Consider the following 16,177-nt stretch of genomic DNA (forward strand, 5'->3'; position numbering starts at 1 on the left):
TGCTTATTTTACTGGGATAGAAAACTCAACTGTTTCTGGAGGTAGACACTGAGAATCATCACATACCATGTACTCGAGTGTTCCTTTAACAGTTGCAGTTGCACCAGTTAATTTAACTTTTTGTTGGAAAATTACTGATTTCTCGAAATAACTTACATTCATGTCAAATGACTTTTCGAACTTAGTTATTGCTTTTGGTTCAATTGTTTTACCCACGATTGCGTAAGCTTTTGATGGTGTAAATTTAAAGCTTGTTTTCACTGGTCCACCATCAGCCATGTTTTGCGAATAAAGGTGCCATCCTTCATCAATTGTAGCTTTAAGGTATAAAGTAGCTTCTGTTTTTGAAGTTTTCTTTGCAGCATAACTCCACTTTACGGGTTTCAAAATCTGACTACTTGCAGTAAGGCTAAATAGTATTCCAACGGTTAACAAGATTAGGTTTTTCATTTTATAATTGTTTTTTTATGTATTAGCAAACTTATGTATTTCCCGTAATATCATGGTTATTCGATATTGTAAATTAAGTGATACCCTTCAAATATTACATTTAGCACACAGCTTTGACCTCAATTTTGGCTCTAAGTTTAACCAAATATCGGTTTCAACTCGTTCAACAAGGTTATTCTCCTGTACCTGAGCCTATAACTTCTTGTAATTTTTGATGCAAAGCATCACCACGAAGGTTCTTTGCAACAACTTTGCCCGAAGGATCAATCAAAACGTTTTGCGGGATTGAACTGATCCCGTATTGCTTTGCCACGGCATTGTTCCATCCCTTTAAATCAGACACTTGTGTCCATGTCAAATTATCCTTTACAACTGCCGCTAACCATAATTCTTTTTTACCTGGATTATCTAAAGAAACGCCCAAAACTGTGAAATTCTTATATTTATATCGGTTATAGGCGTCAACTACGTTTGGATTTTCTGCTCTACATGGTTTACACCAAGATGCCCAGAAATCAATCAGTACATACTTTCCTTTGAATGAAGAAAGTGATATAGGTTTATCATTTAGGTCATTCTGCGTAAAATCAGGTGCCATCCCTCCTACTAAAATAGCTTTTGCGAATTCAATTTCCTTAGCAAATTCTTGTCCGACTGATGTATTACGAACCTCAGCAGAAAGTGCTTTAAAAATAGGCTCAATGGTTTTAACATCTATTGAATTTCCAGCAGCTTCAGTTAAGGCTACCAAGCTGAAAAAAGATGCTGGGTGCGACTTTGCAAATTTTCGTTGCAACGCTTTCTTCTCATTAGCAGCTTTTTCATAGCGTGTCTGCATTTCCTTTTTATAAGCGGGGTCACTCTGTTTATCTTTAGATGCTGCTAAAAATTCATTTTCTACAGCATCCATGGATTTTTCCGGGCCAACAAAAAAAGTTTTATAAGCTTCGTATTCAGTATTAATATTTGAACCACTGATTGTTCCCTTTTTAATGGAATCAACTGCATTAACACTAATGATCTCATTTGCCAGATAAAATCTCAGCACATCAACCGGTTTTCCCAACTTATTTATACCAGTGTTCCTATGATCAACGATCAATTCTACCATTTCAGGACCATTCAATGCTCCTTTGAATTGGAAGCCACCTTTATCCACAACAGATGAGTCCAATACCTCTTTACCATCTTGTTCATAACTTAGGTAGACCTTAGTCGGCGACTTAAGGTTGCTGATTGTTCCATTAAGCGTAAAATCCGACTTTTGGGCCGAAACGACCATTGGGGCAATCATTAAAGCAGCCAGTGTTAATGTTTTCATTATTTTTATGAGGTCTGGTTAGTTATCCTTTGCAAACTTATCATTTTATTCAATAAATGTAAATCCATACTGTCCTTGCAGAATATGACAAAACAGCGCTTTTCACTAATATAAAACCAGGCTTATAAACTTAATTATCATAAAAATCACTTCTAATTGATAATTTATTGCTTATAAAACCTGGTTTTAACCAAAATACACTGAGATTACCTAACTGGGTAACAATTGTGTGATATCGAAAATATCCCCCTTATAATCCCCCTCCTAGTGCTCGGTAAAGTTCGACTGTAGCGTTGAGTTGTGCCGTTTTAACGGTAGTTAGCTCCAACTCACTTTGCAATGAATTACTTTGGGCAGTAATTACTTCAAGATAATTGGCCATTCCGCTTTTAAATAATAAGTTGGCATTTCGAACTGCCTGCTGCAGTGTATTTACTTTATCATTTGCAATGTCGTATTGCTGTTTTAATTTCTCAATTTTCACCAATTCATCAGAGACTTCGGTAACTGCATTAAGTACTGACTGGCGGAATTGAATTACTGTTTTCTCTCTTTCAATTTTGGCTAATTCAAATTGCGTTTTTAATTGCCTGTTTTGAAGTAAGGGCTGTGTAATTCCCCCGGCTATCACACCAAATAACGAGGCCGGTAGGTTAAACCAATTGCTAGCTTTAAAGGAGTTCAAACCTGCACTTGCCGTAATGCTTAAAGATGGATACATATTTGCTTTGGCTATTCCTACTTTAGCATTGGCAATGGCTAAAGAGAGTTCTGCATTTTTAACATCCGGACGTCTACTCACCATCGCTGAGGGGTAACCTGCTGAAACCTGACTTGATACATTGGCTTTTTCAAGGCTTGCCAGGCGATCAACACTCCCCGGTAACCGACCGGTTAACATACGCAGTGCATTCTCCTGAATAGTTATATCCTGTTCAAATTTTGGAATCAACTGAGCTGCTACCAACTGCTGGGCTTTAGCTTGTTGGATAGCAAGTGAGGTTACCTGTCCGGCATCAAACTGCAGGTATATAATTTTTAAGGTGCTATCGCTTAAAGTCAGGTTCTTTTTAGCAATGGCAATTTGTGCATCCATCATTAGCAACCTGTAATATCCCTGGGCAACGCTTGCCACTAACTGAGTCTGTATGGCTTTTCTAGCCTCCTCAGTCTGTAAATAGGTTGCCAGTGCAGCTTGTTTCTGACTTTTTATTTTACCCCAAATATCTGCTTCCCAACTCAATCCCAGATTTGCATTAAAATCTTCGATGTGATTTGTATTTAAAAACTGACTGGTACTTAGGCCATTTAGGCTGTTGTCTGAAGGACGATTTGAACTGCCGGTTACCTGTAAGTTTACTTTTGGCACATTACCAAGTTTTGATTGTTTCATCAACTGCTGTGCTGATTCAATATTTTTGATGGCAATTTGCAAATCGTAATTTCGTACTAAAGCAGTATCTATAAGATTCCTTAGTTCTGCCTCATTAAAAAAATCTTTAATGGTCTGATCGGCAATGCTCAATGTATCGCTGCTCTGCGCGTTCCTGAAATGTTCAGGGATGGCTTTTATTGGCAGAGCCGTATCTTTTGATACTTTACATCCCCCGAGCACCAATAAAACGAGCAAATGAGCTAATGTTTTATTATATATGTTCATTTTATCTTATTATTATTTAAAGAGTTAAGAATATACTATTTCTGAATCTACCTTTATCGATTCGGGCTGATGATTACTTTCACCCTGTGAAGGTTTACCCGACACTTTTTCTTGTAAACGCTGGAAGATTACAAACAATACGGGGATTAGCATCAATCCGAGGATTACCCCGGCAACCATTCCTCCTGCAGCACCAATACTGATCGAATGATTACCTTGTGCCGAAGGTCCGGAGGCAATACTCATTGGAAATAATCCTACAACAAATGCAAATGAGGTCATCAGAATTGGACGCAATCTTAACCTCGCTGCATCTAATGCGGCATTAACCAATGATAAGCCTGCTTTACGACGCTGTATGGCAAACTCAACAATCAGGATCGCATTTTTAGCCAGTAGCCCAATTAACATGATTAATGCGACCTGTACATAAATGTTGTTTTCTATACCGGTTAAACCTATAGTCACGAATACCCCCAATACTCCCGTAGGGACCGATAATATGACAGCTAAAGGCAAAATATAGCTTTCGTATTGTGCTGCCAGTAAAAAATATACAAATATTAAACATAAGAGAAATACAATGGTAGATTGTCCGTTTGAAGACATTTCTTCCCGTGTTTGCCCGGAAAATTCAAATCCATAACCTGAAGGCAATTGCTCTTTAGCTACTTCCTGTATGGCATTAATGGCATCACCGGAACTAAAACCGGGTTTTGGAATGGCGTTTACCTGGATTGAGTTAAAAAGATTGTAGCGCGATGCGGTTTCTGATCCAAAAACACGGGATAATTTTACCAGTGTCTTTATTGGGACCATCTCTCCTGTTTTGTTTTTAACAAACACCCGATCTATTGCAGATGGATCTGCCCTATCCGCAATATCTGCCTGAACCAATACACGATAATACTTCCCAAAGCGATTAAAATCCGAAGCTTGAGCACTACCAAAATAAGCTTGCATGGTTTGTAAAATATCACGCACATTAACACCTAATTGGTTTGCTTTTTCATCATCCACTTCTAGTTGCAATTGCGGATAATCAGCTTTAAAAGTGGTAAAGGCCACCGCAATTTCTTTGCGTTTCATTAGTTCTCCAATAAAATTATTGGCAATTCCACTAAATTTATCAAGCTTACCGCCGGTTTTATCTTGTAACACAAGATCCAGCGCTTCTACGTTACTAAAACCGGGAACAGTCGGGAAGCTAAACACAAAAAAACTACCACCACTTATGGTAGCTAATTTGCCTCTGATCACCTCCATAATTTCATTGATTTCCTGAACCTTACCTCTTTCTTTGGTAGGTTTTAACAGTACAAATACAACAGCTGATGAAGGACTATTGGATGAGGTCAGTAAGTTAAATCCTGTTATTGCGGTTACAAATCTTGAAGCCTCCAAAGAACGCAGTTCTGTCTCTGCCTGTTGCATGATTTTAGAGGTACCATCTAATGAAGTTCCTGAAGGTGTATTCACTGCAATAGCCACAAAGCCTTGATCTTCTGTTGGAATAAAGCCTGTAGGTGTAGTACGCACCATCCAAATGGTGGTTAATATGATAATGGCTAAGCCCCCCATACTCACAGCCTTGTTTTTGATCAGGAATTGCAAACCATTGATGTATCTATTGGTCATGGCATTGAAACTGCTGTTAAATCCTGCGAAGAATTTCTCTTTAAAGCCTTTCTTAATTCCTTCAGCTTGATCTGTATGGTTACTCTTTAAAAATAAGGCAGCTAAAGCCGGACTTAATGTTAATGCGTTAATGGCTGATATAATAATGGCTGTTGCCATAGTAAAAGCAAACTGTCTGTAAAATACGCCTGTTGAACCTTCAAGGAAACCAACAGGTAAAAATACAGCTGACATAACTAATGTAATCGAAATAATGGCTCCACTGATCTCATGCATCGCTTCAGTAGTTGCCTGTTTGGCACCTATACGTCTATGTTCCATTTTAGCGTGTACGGCCTCGACGACTACAATCGCATCATCTACCACGATACCAATTGCAAGTACGAGCGCAAATAAAGTAAGGAGGTTGATAGAAAAACCAAAGAGCTGCATAAAAAAGAAAGTACCCAAAATAGCCACTGGAACGGCAATGGCCGGGATTAATGTTGATCTGAAATCCTGAAGGAATATAAATACAACTATAAACACCAGAATAAAGGCCTCTATAAGTGTGTGCACAACCTGTTCAATGGATTGATCAAGTGCTACTTTTGTACTGTAAAATATATTATACTTTACACCTGCCGGAAAATCTTTGGCTGCTTTTTCCATCAGCTTATTGATGGCAATCTGTATTTCGTTGGCATTAGAACCTGCTAATTGTATAATGCCAAGTACCACACCTTTTTTGCCATTCAGACGAGTAAGACTATTATATGAATAGGCGCCAAACTCTACTCTACCTACATCTTTTAAACGTAATACCGAACCATCAGCATTGGAGCGAATAGCTATATTTTCGTACTCTTCCGGTTTGGTAAGTTTGCCTTTATATTTAATAACATATTCAAAAACTTCCTTGCTACGCTCTCCAAAACGCCCGGGTGCAGCTTCCAGACTTTTATCTTGTATCGCAGCCATCACTTCGTTCGGCGTAATTTTATAGGTCGCCATTTGAGTTGGATTTAACCAAATCCGCATCGAATAATCCTTAACACCACCAAATATGCTGGCTGCTCCTACACCTGAAATACGTTTAATTTCGGGTATAATATTGATCTGTGCATAATTGGCGACAAAGGTCTGATCGTATTTCTTTTCATCTTCAGTATACATCCCGATAGCCATGATAAAGCTGTTCTGCTGTTTTGCGGTAATGATGCCTTGCTGCACAACTTCGGAAGGCAATTGACTGGTTGCTTGTGTAACACGATTTTGTACGTTAACAGCCGCCTGGTCCGGATCGGTCCCTAGCTTAAAATAAACGGTAATGGCCAATGTACCATCGTTACTTGCTGTTGAGCTCATGTAACTCATGTTTTCGACCCCATTGATGGATTCTTCCAATGATGGAGCCACTGAGCGGAGTACAATTTCAGCATTAGCACCAGGGTAATTGGCTGTCACCAATACAGATGGTGGTGCAATATCAGGGAACTGCTGTAAGGGTAATTTGGTAAGGCTTAGTACTCCAAGTATGACCAATAAGATGGAGATTACAGTAGCCAATACCGGCCTTTGTATAAATATTTTGAACATAACTGTTAATGTTTAATGTCTAATTAGTTTTTAGCAACTTTGTCTGTTGCTCTTTTTGGCGCAATCACCGCGCCTTCCTGCAGGCGGTCGAGCCCACTTAATACAATCTGATCACCGGCTTTTATACCATCTTTTACTAGGTAATTGGTTCCTGTTTTCCCAATTACAGTAATAGCTTGCTTTTTCACTTTATTGCTGTCTGCAACGGTAAATACGAATATTTTATCCTGTACTTCTATGGTGGCTATTTGTGGTACCACAAGTGTATTGTTGTGTTGCAGGCTTAGTTGTATTTTTCCGGTGTTGCCAGACCTTAATAAACCTTGCGGATTGGGAAATTTAGCCCGCACGGTAATTGCACCTGTAGTCTTATCAAATTGCCCGTCAATCACATCTATTTTTCCTAATCTGGCATATTCAGTATTGTCGGCCAGAATTAATTTCACGGCAGGTAGTTGTTTGATTTTATCACTTAGCGTTTGTCCGGGATATTGTTCCTTAAAATTCACAAAGTCTTTTTCTCCAAGAGAGAAATATACGTGCACATCATGTACATCCGACAATTGAGTCAAGGCATCTACATCAGCTGGCGCTACCAAACTTCCTTGCTTTTTAGCTAGTCGACCAATATAACCACTTACCGGCGCCTTAATTAGCGTATAGCCAAGGTTTATAGATGCCGTAGAAACATTTGCTTTTGCCTGTTCTATATTAGCTTTTGCCACCTGTGCGGTAGCTTTCGCTGATTTCAATTGAAATTCGGATATTACCTTATTCTGAACCAGTGGTGTTAGACGTTCTACTTCAAGTTGTGCATTGATTAAAGTTGCTTCTGCCGAATGTTGAGCGGCAATAGCGTTGTTTAAAGAAGCACGATATTGCTGATCATTTATTTTAAATATTGGTTGTCCAACATTTACAAAGGCGCCTTCGTCAACGTATACTTTTTCCAAACTTCCACTAACCTGAGGTCTAACTTCTACATTAACTGTCCCCTCTATAGCAGCCGGGTATTCCTGAAAGGTTGTTTCTGTACCTGAAGTTACGCTGGCTACAGGTAAATCCGGTGGTCCCGGTGCTACAGCCTGTGGAGTTTTACTGCTGCAACTATATAAAAATAAGACTAATAGTAACGCTGTTAACTTTATAACGTTATTAGATGATCTAACGGTGTTAAATAATAATTGGTAAAAGGATTTATATTTCATGAGAATTGAGTTTATAATTTGTGATATAACGTGTTTAAGTAATTTAACAGTGTTAAGTAATTGATTTAAAAAACAGGCTTTTATGAAAAAAACCTGATAAAAAATTAATCGTTTATATATTTAATAATACCTTTTAATGCATCTCTTAAAATATGTTGATTCATTTCTTCGTCTCTTCCTTTATTTACCATATTAATAGAGATCAGGCCATGTATAATAGACCAAAAAGTATAATATTTTCTGCATATCACACCTTCTTCCGGCTGTTCTGCCTTCATTAAGTCTTTAATTGTGTCGAAAAATAACTTGTCCAGAAAGTCAATTTCCGGCATTGATTTTTTTTGTTCGCAGCATACCATATCTACGCCAAACATCAACTGGTAAAACTCTTTGTACTTAAAAGCAAAATTCCAATAAGCAATCCACATGGCTTCCAGTTGCTCGTCTGTTTTCGTGTATTTAGCTTTAGCAGCTTTAATCTCTTTACCGAGAACAATGTATCCCTGTCTCGTTAATTCTAATAATATCCCTTCTTTATTAGAAAAGTACTCGTAAATGATTGGCGCAGTGTATTCTATCTTATCTGCAATTTTCCTCATGCTTAATGCTTGCCACCCATCCTCTTTAACGATTTGTAAGGCTGCTTCGAGGATATTAGCCCTCGTTTCTTCTTTTAACCTTTGTATGCGTTCTTTACTTCCCATTACATTCTATTAAGATGTATAAATAATCTAACACCGTTAAGCAAATCTATAAACAGTTCTTTAAGTATGTATCATTCATTTGTCAATAAATTAATCAGCATAGCTTTTTTAGATTTAACATTAAAAATTAACTGAAATAAAATTAAGCATATCGCCTTAATAATTGCAAATTAGCGTTTCTATTTAAATGGGAATAAGCATGAACAACAGCGTTACATTAAGAGATATTGCCAAAGCGCTTAATTTATCTATTTCTACAATTTCAAAGGCTTTAAATGACAGTCATGAAATTGGTGCAGAAACAAAGCAGAAGGTTTTAGATTATGCTAAAAAGCATCATTATTCACCCAATAGAATGGCTAAGGGCCTAAAAGAAGGTAAGAGCAGGTCTATCGGTGTTGTGGTGTGTTCTTTAGATAATAATGTGATTGCCCAGATGCTGGATGGGATTCATAAGGCAAGTTCTGATAAATCCTATCAGATCATCATCATGCAGAGTAAGGAGTCTGAGAAATTAGAAAGTGCTTGTATTGAATTGCTCTATGCTGGTGGAGTTGACGGAATACTGATCTCACCGGCTTATGAAACGATAAATTTTAGTTATCTGAACTCTTTACAGGCATCCGGTTTACCTATAGTTCTATTTGATCGCCTGATCGATCAGATTAATACACATAAGGTTGGTGCGGATAATTTTAAAGGGGCTTATGATGCAACCATGCATCTGATTAATAATGGGTACAAAAATATTGCACATTTGAATACCAATACTATTCTTAGCATTGCCACAGATCGTTTAAATGGATATAAACACGCGCTTGTCGATAGCGGAATAAAGTATAGACCTGAATTGTTGCGGTCCTGCAATTATACAGATGCGAACAAACTGAATGAAGACCTGGAACAAGCTATTAAATACTACATGAGCTTACCGGATAAACCTGATGCCATTTTTACAGCCACTGATCAGATCAGTACCAGATGCCTGGTGTTGTTGAATAAATTGGGTTATAAAATTCCAGAGGATGTTGCGCTGATTGGGTTTACCAATACAGAACTGGCTGATGCAATGAACCCAGCTTTGAGTACAGTACATCAGCCAGCTTTCGAGATCGGTCAGCTTGCTGCTGAAAAGCTAATCTCACTGATTGAAAAGAAAAACCTTGATGATGGTTACGAAACTATTATGCTACCCACTCATATTAAAGTGAGGGCCTCATCACAGCCAAAAAATTAATAATTTCCGGTAACCCCCAATTCCAATCCACGTAATTCTGCCAGGCCACGTAAACGTCCAATTGCCGAATATCCCGGGTTGGTAACCTTGTTTAGATCGTCCAGCATTTGATGACCGTGATCTGGTCTGAATGGTATTGGCTCAGCTCTGCGCGCATTTTCTGCAACAACAGCTTTCATAATTTCGTACATATTTACATCGCCTCCCAAGTGGTCTGCTTCATAAAAATTACCTTCTTCATCTTTGGTTACATTGCGAAGATGCAGGAAGTATACCCGCTCTTTTACTGCCTCAAAAATTTCAGGAAGGTTGTTTGACATACCAGCACCTAGCGATCCCGTACAATAGCAAATACCATTAAAAGGCTTGTCTACACTTCTCAGAATATCTACCAGATCTTCTTTTGTACTTGCAATACGTGGCAATCCAAGTATTGAGTAAGGAGGGTCATCCGGGTGAATGGTCATGTTTATTCCGGTTTCTTCACATACATCCGCAATTCCATTAAGGAAATAAGCCAGATTTTTCTTTAAACCGTCTCTGCCAATGGTTTTATATTCCTCGATGCTGGCGCGTAATGCTTCTAGTTCAATTCCTTTTTCATTGGGTATCCCCATCAAGACATTGATTTTTAACTCATTCAGCTCATCTGTATTCATTGTAGCAAAACGTTCCTTAGCTCTGTTTTTTAAGCTTTCAGAATAATCTGCACCCGCTCCTTCCCTTTTCAGGATAAAAAGATCAAAAACTGCCAGGTCTAACCAGTTAAAATATAAAGCTTTTGAACCGTCAGTCATGGTTAAATCCAATTGTGTCCGTGTCCAATCAAGCACTGGCATAAAGTTATAGCATACTGTTTTGATGCCACATTTTGCCAGGTTTCTTAGTGTAGTTTTGTAATTTTCAATATAGCTGTCTGCGTCAGGTCTACGCGTTTTGATGGCCTCATGAACCGGAACACTTTCTACCACTGCCCAGGTTAATCCGGCAGCTTCAATAATTGATTTTCTTTCAATGATGTCTTCCAATGGCCATACGTCGCCATGTGGAACATGATGTAATGCACTCACAATTCCTGTAGCACCAGCTTGTTTTACATCCTGTAAAGTAACCGGGTCTATTGGACCATACCAACGCCAGGTTTGTAATAATTTATGTTTTGCTGTATTCATTTTATATCGTTGTTATCAATTTTATACGCCACTGTAAGCATTAAATCCCCCATCAACCAAAATGGTTTCCCCATTTACAAAAGCTGAAGCATCACTTAGTAAATAAATAAGTGTACCATTTAACTCTTCCGGATTGCCCAAACGCCCAAAAGGAGTATGATTTACGAAACGTTGTGCACGATCTGTAAAAGTTCCATCGGCATTGGTAAGTAAGGAACGGTTTTGATCTGTTAAGAATACGCCAGGTGCAAGTGCATTTACCCTTACTTTATCTCCGTAACGTTGTGCCAGTTCAACTGCCATCCATTTGGTATAGCCTTCTATTGCATTTTTGCCCATCGTATAGCCCAAAACACGGGTTAAAGGTCGTTGTGCGGCCAATGATGAAATGTTGACAATAGAACCTTTACCTTTTTCGGCAATTACCCGTCCAAATACATGTGTTGGATAAACTGTACCAAACAGGTTTAATTCAACTGCTTTTTGGGTATCGGTGATATTTATATCAAATAGGTTCTGATCCGGTCCAATCGTAGCACCCGGAATATTTCCTCCCGCTGCATTTACCAATCCATCAATAGTACCCCATGTGCTTAATATTTGGTTCTTAGCAGCTATCAGTGCTTCTTCATTCAATACATCGGTGATTACAGCAATCGCTTCTCCACCATTCTCTGTAATGGCTTTTACACGCTCATTGGCTTTCTCTTCATTTCGACCCAAAATGGCAACTTTTGCTCCGGCAGCTGCAACAGCTGATGCAAAAGATTCTCCTAATACACCTGTAGCACCTGTGATTACGATTACCTTGTTTTCTAGCGAAAACAGATCTTTGCTCTTCATACAATCAATTTAAACTGGTTACTTAATTCTATCAATGTTAATGAAATTTACTGTTTGAAGTCAATAATCAGCACTAAATATTTACGAAATCGTTTGAAATTTATTAAATAAATTAGTTTACTTCTATTTAATTGCAAGAACCTGTATTATTGCAATCTGAAATTATTAAATATATGCTAAATCAAGAAAACATATTGGTATTTGGTGAACTGCTGTTGCGGTTCAGTTCTACTGAAGATCAATTTATTTCTAAGAATCACACTGTTTCTTTATTTCCCGGCGGCTCAGAAGCAAATGTTTCTGCCTCATTAGGTCAATGGAATATTCCATGTGCTTATGTAAGTTGTATACCGGACAATGCGTTAGCGAATAACGCCCTTCAGGCTTTACAGGAATTGGGGGTAAATACTACGAAAACAATATTACAAGGTAATAGACTAGGACTTTATTTTTTGCTTTCTGCTAATGGCTTGACCAGTGGAGAAGTGGTTTATGACAGAAAATTCTCTTCATTTAGCAGCCTTACACCTGGAACAATTGATTGGGAAAAGGTGCTGGAAGGCCAGACCTGGTTGCATTGGACCGCATTAACTCCTGCGCTGAACGAAAATATGGCAGCTGTTTGTAAAGAAGGGCTTATAGCTGCAAGAAAAAAAGGACTAAAAATATCGGTAGACTTAAACTACAGAAGCAGATTATGGGATTATGGAAAGCAACCTATTGATGTAATGCCGGAGTTGGTTCAGTATTGCGATGTAATTATGGGTAATATCTGGGCTGTAAATAAAATGCTTGGTATCCCTGTCGATGAAAAATTGGACCGTCAAACATCTGCTGAAGATTATGCTATACACGCAAATGCATCGGCTCAGGCAGTTTTCAGCCAGTTTCCGCAGTGCAAGCACATTGCCAATACTTTCCGTTTTATGGATAATCCAAAGCATAATCTATTTTATGGAACTTACCATACACCTAACAGCAATTATATTTCTTCGATATTCGAGACAAATGAAGTTGTAGATAGAATTGGTAGTGGTGATGCTTTTATGGCCGGTTTAATTTATGGATTAACTACCAGCAACGATGGACAGGAGATTATAGATAAGGCAACCGCATCAGGTTATAAAAAGCTTTTTGTAAAAGGCGATTTTGGCGATGGCGCTATTTAAAAAAGTAACAACAGATTGTAACGATAAAATAATCATATACAGATGAAAACAGAAACAAACCCTTTAAAAGTTATTCAGGATTATCCAGTTATCCCCGTTTATTATGATGAAGATGCTCAAACCTGTATAGAAGTATTAAAGGCGAGTTATGCCGGTGGTATTCGTGTGTTTGAATTTACAAACAGAGGTTCGAAAGCGCCCGAGAATTTTAAAGCATTATTAGATTATAGAAACGAGCACCTTGCTGATATGAAGCTTGGCATAGGTACCATAAAAACTGTAGCTCAAGCTGAAGCATATATCGAACTGGGTGCTGATTTTATTGTTAGTCCGATTGTAAGAGCTGATCTTGCTGAAATAACAGCTCTACATAATATATTATGGGTTCCGGGATGTATGACGCCTACTGAAATAAATCTTGCTGAAGAGCTTGGGGCACCATTGGTAAAACTTTTCCCAGGTGACACTTTAGGCATAGGCTTTTTAAAAGCAATTAAACCCCTATTCCCTAATCTTAAATTTATGCCTACTGGTGGAGTTGATGTGAACAAGGAAAATATAGACAATTGGTTAAATGCAGGTGTTACTGCTTTAGGTTTTGGTTCTAAATTATTTCAGCAACCGGAAAATGCTAAAGATTATAACTGGCTAACAGAGCGTTGCCAGTTATTGATTAAATTAGTTAAGGGCTAAGTGTATAATATTTATAAAGTTTAAAGAACCATTATCAGCGATTAGCCGAATGGGTTCTTTAAACTTATTGAAAGGCGTTAATTACTTTTTTTGATCGTCTCTATCATAGAGATCTATCAATTTACTTTGCAGTCGGATCACAGAATTTTCTAACGTGGTGATCTTCTCCTTTAATTGCTGAACAATCTGCTCCTGTTCGCTAGCTCCCTCTTCCCCAATATCAAGGAATTCCCTAAGGGTTAAACCATGAACCTTCGCTATTTGATTTATTCTGCTAAAGTTGGGATCTGTGATACCTGTTTCTAGTTTTGAATACGCCGGGATTGAGATCTCCAATTGGTCTGCCATTGCCTTTTGGTTAACTCCCATTTTCTGACGTAAGATCCTAAATTTTTCACCTAAAGTTTTCATAATTTACGAAGTATATCTTTGTGAACTTTTTAACATAATAAAATTAAGAATTATTTAATAAAATATTGTAATATTCTTATAATATTGTGAAATAAAATACGAAATTCTATTTCACAGATTAAACAATTACCTAATAATAATTTAGGAATGAAGCCAAGATAAAGAAGACCAGTATGTCTAAAAGCTATTTTTTAGCTTGTCTGAAGATAAAAGATGCCATTATTATGGCTACCGAAAGCCCGGAAAGCCCCGGAAAAGAGATAAACAAAAATAGTAGACCTGAAACTGCACACAATGCAATAATAAATAGAAAGCCCTGTAAAAAAGTATCCATCTTAAATGCTGCGATAAGTGCAAACAGGACAAACGTAATTGCCAGAATATTTATAAACATATGCAAATATGCATATTCAATGTTAAGTTAATGTTAACATAGTTGTTTTTTGATGTTTTGTGAATAAATAACAAAAGCCCTGTGCAGCTTTGCATACAGGGCTTTGTTTACAATAAAGGAAGAAATTATAGACGATGCTAAATGCGGTTAATATTCGTCATTTAAAGCAAAGACCGGCTTTCTAGACATCCATTTCCCACTAGTAAAATCAGGGAAATCAATTGTTTCATTTCCCATTTCTATAGATTGTTCGCTCAAGGGAGTAATGGCACTCCAGGCAGCAGCATCATATACATCAAGTGGTGTTGATTCATTACGCTTTACAGCTTCAATAAAGGCATGGATTACGAAGAAGTCCATACCACCGTGCCCGGCACCTTCAGCATCACTGCCATATTTTTTCCATAAAGGATGATCATATTTTTCCAGCCATTTATCCTGGTTATCCCATTGATGTGGCTTGCTCACTCCTTCTACATAAACACTTTTGTTTATATCCATCCAAAGTCCTTTTGTACCTTGAACTCTAAAGCCTAAAGAATATGGTCTTGGAAGATTTGTATCATGTTGCAGAATTATTGTTTCTCCATTTGCGCAGTCAATCGTAGTGGTTACAATATCTCCCAGCCGGAAATTCACTTTAGCATTGGGATGATTTTCACCACCTTTATCCACTATATAGTTATGTAATCCCCTGGATTTTGTTGCAAATGAATTCAGTTTAAGAAATCTATTTCCTCTATTGATATTAATGCAATTGGCGACTGGTCCTATACCATGTGTTGGATAAAGATCTCCATTACGGTGCACCGAATGATTTGTTCTCCATCTTGCTTCAGAGAAGCCCTTTTCATTAAATTCAACTCCACCACCATATGGTTTTATGCCATCATTAAATTTAACCTCTCTCAAATCGTGTTGGTATCCACCTTGCAGGTGAAGAATTTCACCAAATACCCCCTGTCTAACCATATTTAGCGCTGCAAGTACATCTCTGCGATAACAAACATTTTCAAGCATCATTACGTGTGCATCATGTTTTTCAGCTGCATGAACCACATCCCAATGATCTTGAAGTGTAATACCCAAGATAACTTCAGTAGCTACATACTTAAGTCCTGACTCAATAGATTTAATAATCATTTCTTTATGCCATTCCCAGGGAGTAGATATCACTACTGCTTGCAACCCTTTAGTAGTTTCGAGCATTTTTTTCCAGGCATAATTGTCTCCCGTAAAAATTTTTGGCATCGGCTTGCCGCTTTTAGCGATCATCGCTTTTGCACTGGCAAGCATACGGTCATCTATATCACATATAGCAACAAGATCCACATCTGATCTCTTTAATAATAGATTTAAATGGTTTTGACCACGTAAACCCACTCCTATCATTGCTATTTTAACTTTATCTGCCCCGGTACTGGCAAATAAAGAACCTCCTGGTAAAACTGTTGCAGCAGCAGCCGTAATGCTACTGTTCTTAACAAATTCTCTTCTGTTCATATAGTTTAGTTCATTTTATGTGTTCGGTTAGTACCCATCTCAGTCATTCTTACTGAATAAGATTTCCAAGTTATAGAACTATCCACTTAACCTAATCAATAAATATCCAAAAAAAACACACAAACGTTTGCGTGACTTCGGTGTGCTTTCCGCCTAAAAGTAGGAACTGATTGCAGTTTTTTATTAAAATGTTAAA

Annotated in this window: 14 protein-coding genes; 4 read left to right on the forward strand and 10 right to left on the reverse strand. The window is 37.8% G+C overall.

The window, feature by feature from the left end; all coding sequences use genetic code 11:
* Positions 1-3: 3 nt before the first annotated feature.
* From P0Y49_10345 to P0Y49_10370, 6 genes are all read right to left on the reverse strand, one after another.
* Positions 4-450: a protein-disulfide reductase DsbD N-terminal domain-containing protein gene (locus P0Y49_10345; protein WEK21536.1), complete on the reverse strand. Its 447-nt coding sequence runs from the start codon at positions 448-450 to the stop codon at positions 4-6.
* 172 nt (positions 451-622) lie between these two features.
* Positions 623-1,771, reverse strand: coding sequence for a TlpA disulfide reductase family protein (locus P0Y49_10350; GenBank protein WEK21537.1), 1,149 nt, complete (start codon positions 1,769-1,771; stop codon positions 623-625).
* Between the two features lie 250 nt (positions 1,772-2,021).
* Positions 2,022-3,431 carry an efflux transporter outer membrane subunit gene (locus P0Y49_10355; protein ID WEK21538.1) on the reverse strand — a complete coding sequence of 470 codons (1,410 nt, stop codon included), beginning with the start codon at positions 3,429-3,431 and terminating at the stop codon, positions 2,022-2,024.
* Between the two features lie 24 nt (positions 3,432-3,455).
* The gene (locus P0Y49_10360; GenBank protein ID WEK21539.1) at positions 3,456-6,647 is read right to left on the reverse strand and encodes an efflux RND transporter permease subunit; all 3,192 of its coding nucleotides are present in this window, start codon (positions 6,645-6,647) and stop codon (positions 3,456-3,458) included.
* 23 nt (positions 6,648-6,670) lie between these two features.
* Positions 6,671-7,855, reverse strand: coding sequence for an efflux RND transporter periplasmic adaptor subunit (locus P0Y49_10365; GenBank protein ID WEK21540.1), 1,185 nt, complete (start codon positions 7,853-7,855; stop codon positions 6,671-6,673).
* A 104-nt stretch (positions 7,856-7,959) separates the two neighbouring features.
* Positions 7,960-8,559 (reverse strand): TetR/AcrR family transcriptional regulator, encoded by a 600-nt coding sequence (locus P0Y49_10370; protein ID WEK21541.1) that lies wholly within the window; start codon positions 8,557-8,559, stop codon positions 7,960-7,962.
* Positions 8,560-8,758: 199 nt separating this feature from the next.
* On the opposite strand from P0Y49_10370, the gene P0Y49_10375 reads away from it, so the two are divergent.
* On the forward strand, positions 8,759-9,796 hold the full coding sequence (locus P0Y49_10375; protein ID WEK21542.1) for a LacI family DNA-binding transcriptional regulator: 1,038 nt from the start codon (positions 8,759-8,761) through the stop codon (positions 9,794-9,796).
* Here P0Y49_10375 and uxuA read toward each other — a convergent pair.
* Both uxuA and P0Y49_10385 read right to left on the reverse strand, forming a co-directional pair.
* The gene (uxuA, locus tag P0Y49_10380; protein WEK21543.1) at positions 9,793-10,968 is read right to left on the reverse strand and encodes a mannonate dehydratase; all 1,176 of its coding nucleotides are present in this window, start codon (positions 10,966-10,968) and stop codon (positions 9,793-9,795) included. The two genes, P0Y49_10375 and uxuA, sit on opposite strands and share 4 nt — an antisense overlap.
* 21 nt (positions 10,969-10,989) lie before the next feature.
* Entirely contained in the window at positions 10,990-11,811 is an 822-nt protein-coding gene (locus P0Y49_10385; GenBank protein ID WEK21544.1) for an SDR family oxidoreductase, read from the reverse strand.
* Positions 11,812-11,984: 173 nt separating this feature from the next.
* On the opposite strand from P0Y49_10385, the gene P0Y49_10390 reads away from it, so the two are divergent.
* Both P0Y49_10390 and P0Y49_10395 read left to right on the forward strand, forming a co-directional pair.
* Positions 11,985-12,980: a sugar kinase gene (locus P0Y49_10390; protein ID WEK21545.1), complete on the forward strand. Its 996-nt coding sequence runs from the start codon at positions 11,985-11,987 to the stop codon at positions 12,978-12,980.
* 42 nt (positions 12,981-13,022) lie between these two features.
* Positions 13,023-13,673 (forward strand): bifunctional 4-hydroxy-2-oxoglutarate aldolase/2-dehydro-3-deoxy-phosphogluconate aldolase, encoded by a 651-nt coding sequence (locus P0Y49_10395; protein ID WEK21546.1) that lies wholly within the window; start codon positions 13,023-13,025, stop codon positions 13,671-13,673.
* Between the two features lie 81 nt (positions 13,674-13,754).
* On the opposite strand, the gene P0Y49_10400 is transcribed toward P0Y49_10395, so the two are convergent.
* Positions 13,755-14,084, reverse strand: a complete 330-nt coding sequence (locus P0Y49_10400) for a helix-turn-helix transcriptional regulator (protein WEK21547.1) — start codon at positions 14,082-14,084, stop codon at positions 13,755-13,757.
* Between the two features lie 173 nt (positions 14,085-14,257).
* Here P0Y49_10400 and P0Y49_10405 point away from each other — a divergent pair, with 173 nt between their 5' ends.
* A complete protein-coding gene (locus tag P0Y49_10405) occupies positions 14,258-14,509 on the forward strand; it encodes a hypothetical protein (protein WEK21548.1) in 252 nt (83 codons plus the stop codon).
* 116 nt (positions 14,510-14,625) lie between these two features.
* On the opposite strand, the gene P0Y49_10410 is transcribed toward P0Y49_10405, so the two are convergent.
* Complete coding sequence (locus P0Y49_10410; GenBank protein WEK21549.1) at positions 14,626-15,981, reverse strand: Gfo/Idh/MocA family oxidoreductase; 1,356 nt, start codon at positions 15,979-15,981, stop codon at positions 14,626-14,628.
* Between the last annotated feature and the right edge of the window lie 196 nt (positions 15,982-16,177).

Source organism: Candidatus Pedobacter colombiensis (assembly GCA_029202485.1).
GTDB lineage: Bacteria > Bacteroidota > Bacteroidia > Sphingobacteriales > Sphingobacteriaceae > Pedobacter > Pedobacter colombiensis.

Bases quoted from the DNA above. Each gene is read 5' to 3' on its own strand.
- P0Y49_10345 (WEK21536.1), bottom strand. From the start codon at position 450: ATGAAAAACCTAATCTTGTTAACCGTTGGAATACTATTTAGCCTTACT.
- P0Y49_10350 (WEK21537.1), bottom strand. From the start codon at position 1,771: ATGAAAACATTAACACTGGCTGCTTTAATGATTGCCCCAATGGTCGTT.
- P0Y49_10355 (WEK21538.1), bottom strand. From the start codon at position 3,431: ATGAACATATATAATAAAACATTAGCTCATTTGCTCGTTTTATTGGTG.
- P0Y49_10360 (WEK21539.1), bottom strand. From the start codon at position 6,647: ATGTTCAAAATATTTATACAAAGGCCGGTATTGGCTACTGTAATCTCC.
- P0Y49_10365 (WEK21540.1), bottom strand. From the start codon at position 7,855: ATGAAATATAAATCCTTTTACCAATTATTATTTAACACCGTTAGATCA.
- P0Y49_10370 (WEK21541.1), bottom strand. From the start codon at position 8,559: ATGGGAAGTAAAGAACGCATACAAAGGTTAAAAGAAGAAACGAGGGCT.
- P0Y49_10375 (WEK21542.1), top strand. From the start codon at position 8,759: ATGAACAACAGCGTTACATTAAGAGATATTGCCAAAGCGCTTAATTTA.
- uxuA (WEK21543.1), bottom strand. From the start codon at position 10,968: ATGAATACAGCAAAACATAAATTATTACAAACCTGGCGTTGGTATGGT.
- P0Y49_10385 (WEK21544.1), bottom strand. From the start codon at position 11,811: ATGAAGAGCAAAGATCTGTTTTCGCTAGAAAACAAGGTAATCGTAATC.
- P0Y49_10390 (WEK21545.1), top strand. From the start codon at position 11,985: ATGCTAAATCAAGAAAACATATTGGTATTTGGTGAACTGCTGTTGCGG.
- P0Y49_10395 (WEK21546.1), top strand. From the start codon at position 13,023: ATGAAAACAGAAACAAACCCTTTAAAAGTTATTCAGGATTATCCAGTT.
- P0Y49_10400 (WEK21547.1), bottom strand. From the start codon at position 14,084: ATGAAAACTTTAGGTGAAAAATTTAGGATCTTACGTCAGAAAATGGGA.
- P0Y49_10405 (WEK21548.1), top strand. From the start codon at position 14,258: ATGTCTAAAAGCTATTTTTTAGCTTGTCTGAAGATAAAAGATGCCATT.
- P0Y49_10410 (WEK21549.1), bottom strand. From the start codon at position 15,981: ATGAACAGAAGAGAATTTGTTAAGAACAGTAGCATTACGGCTGCTGCT.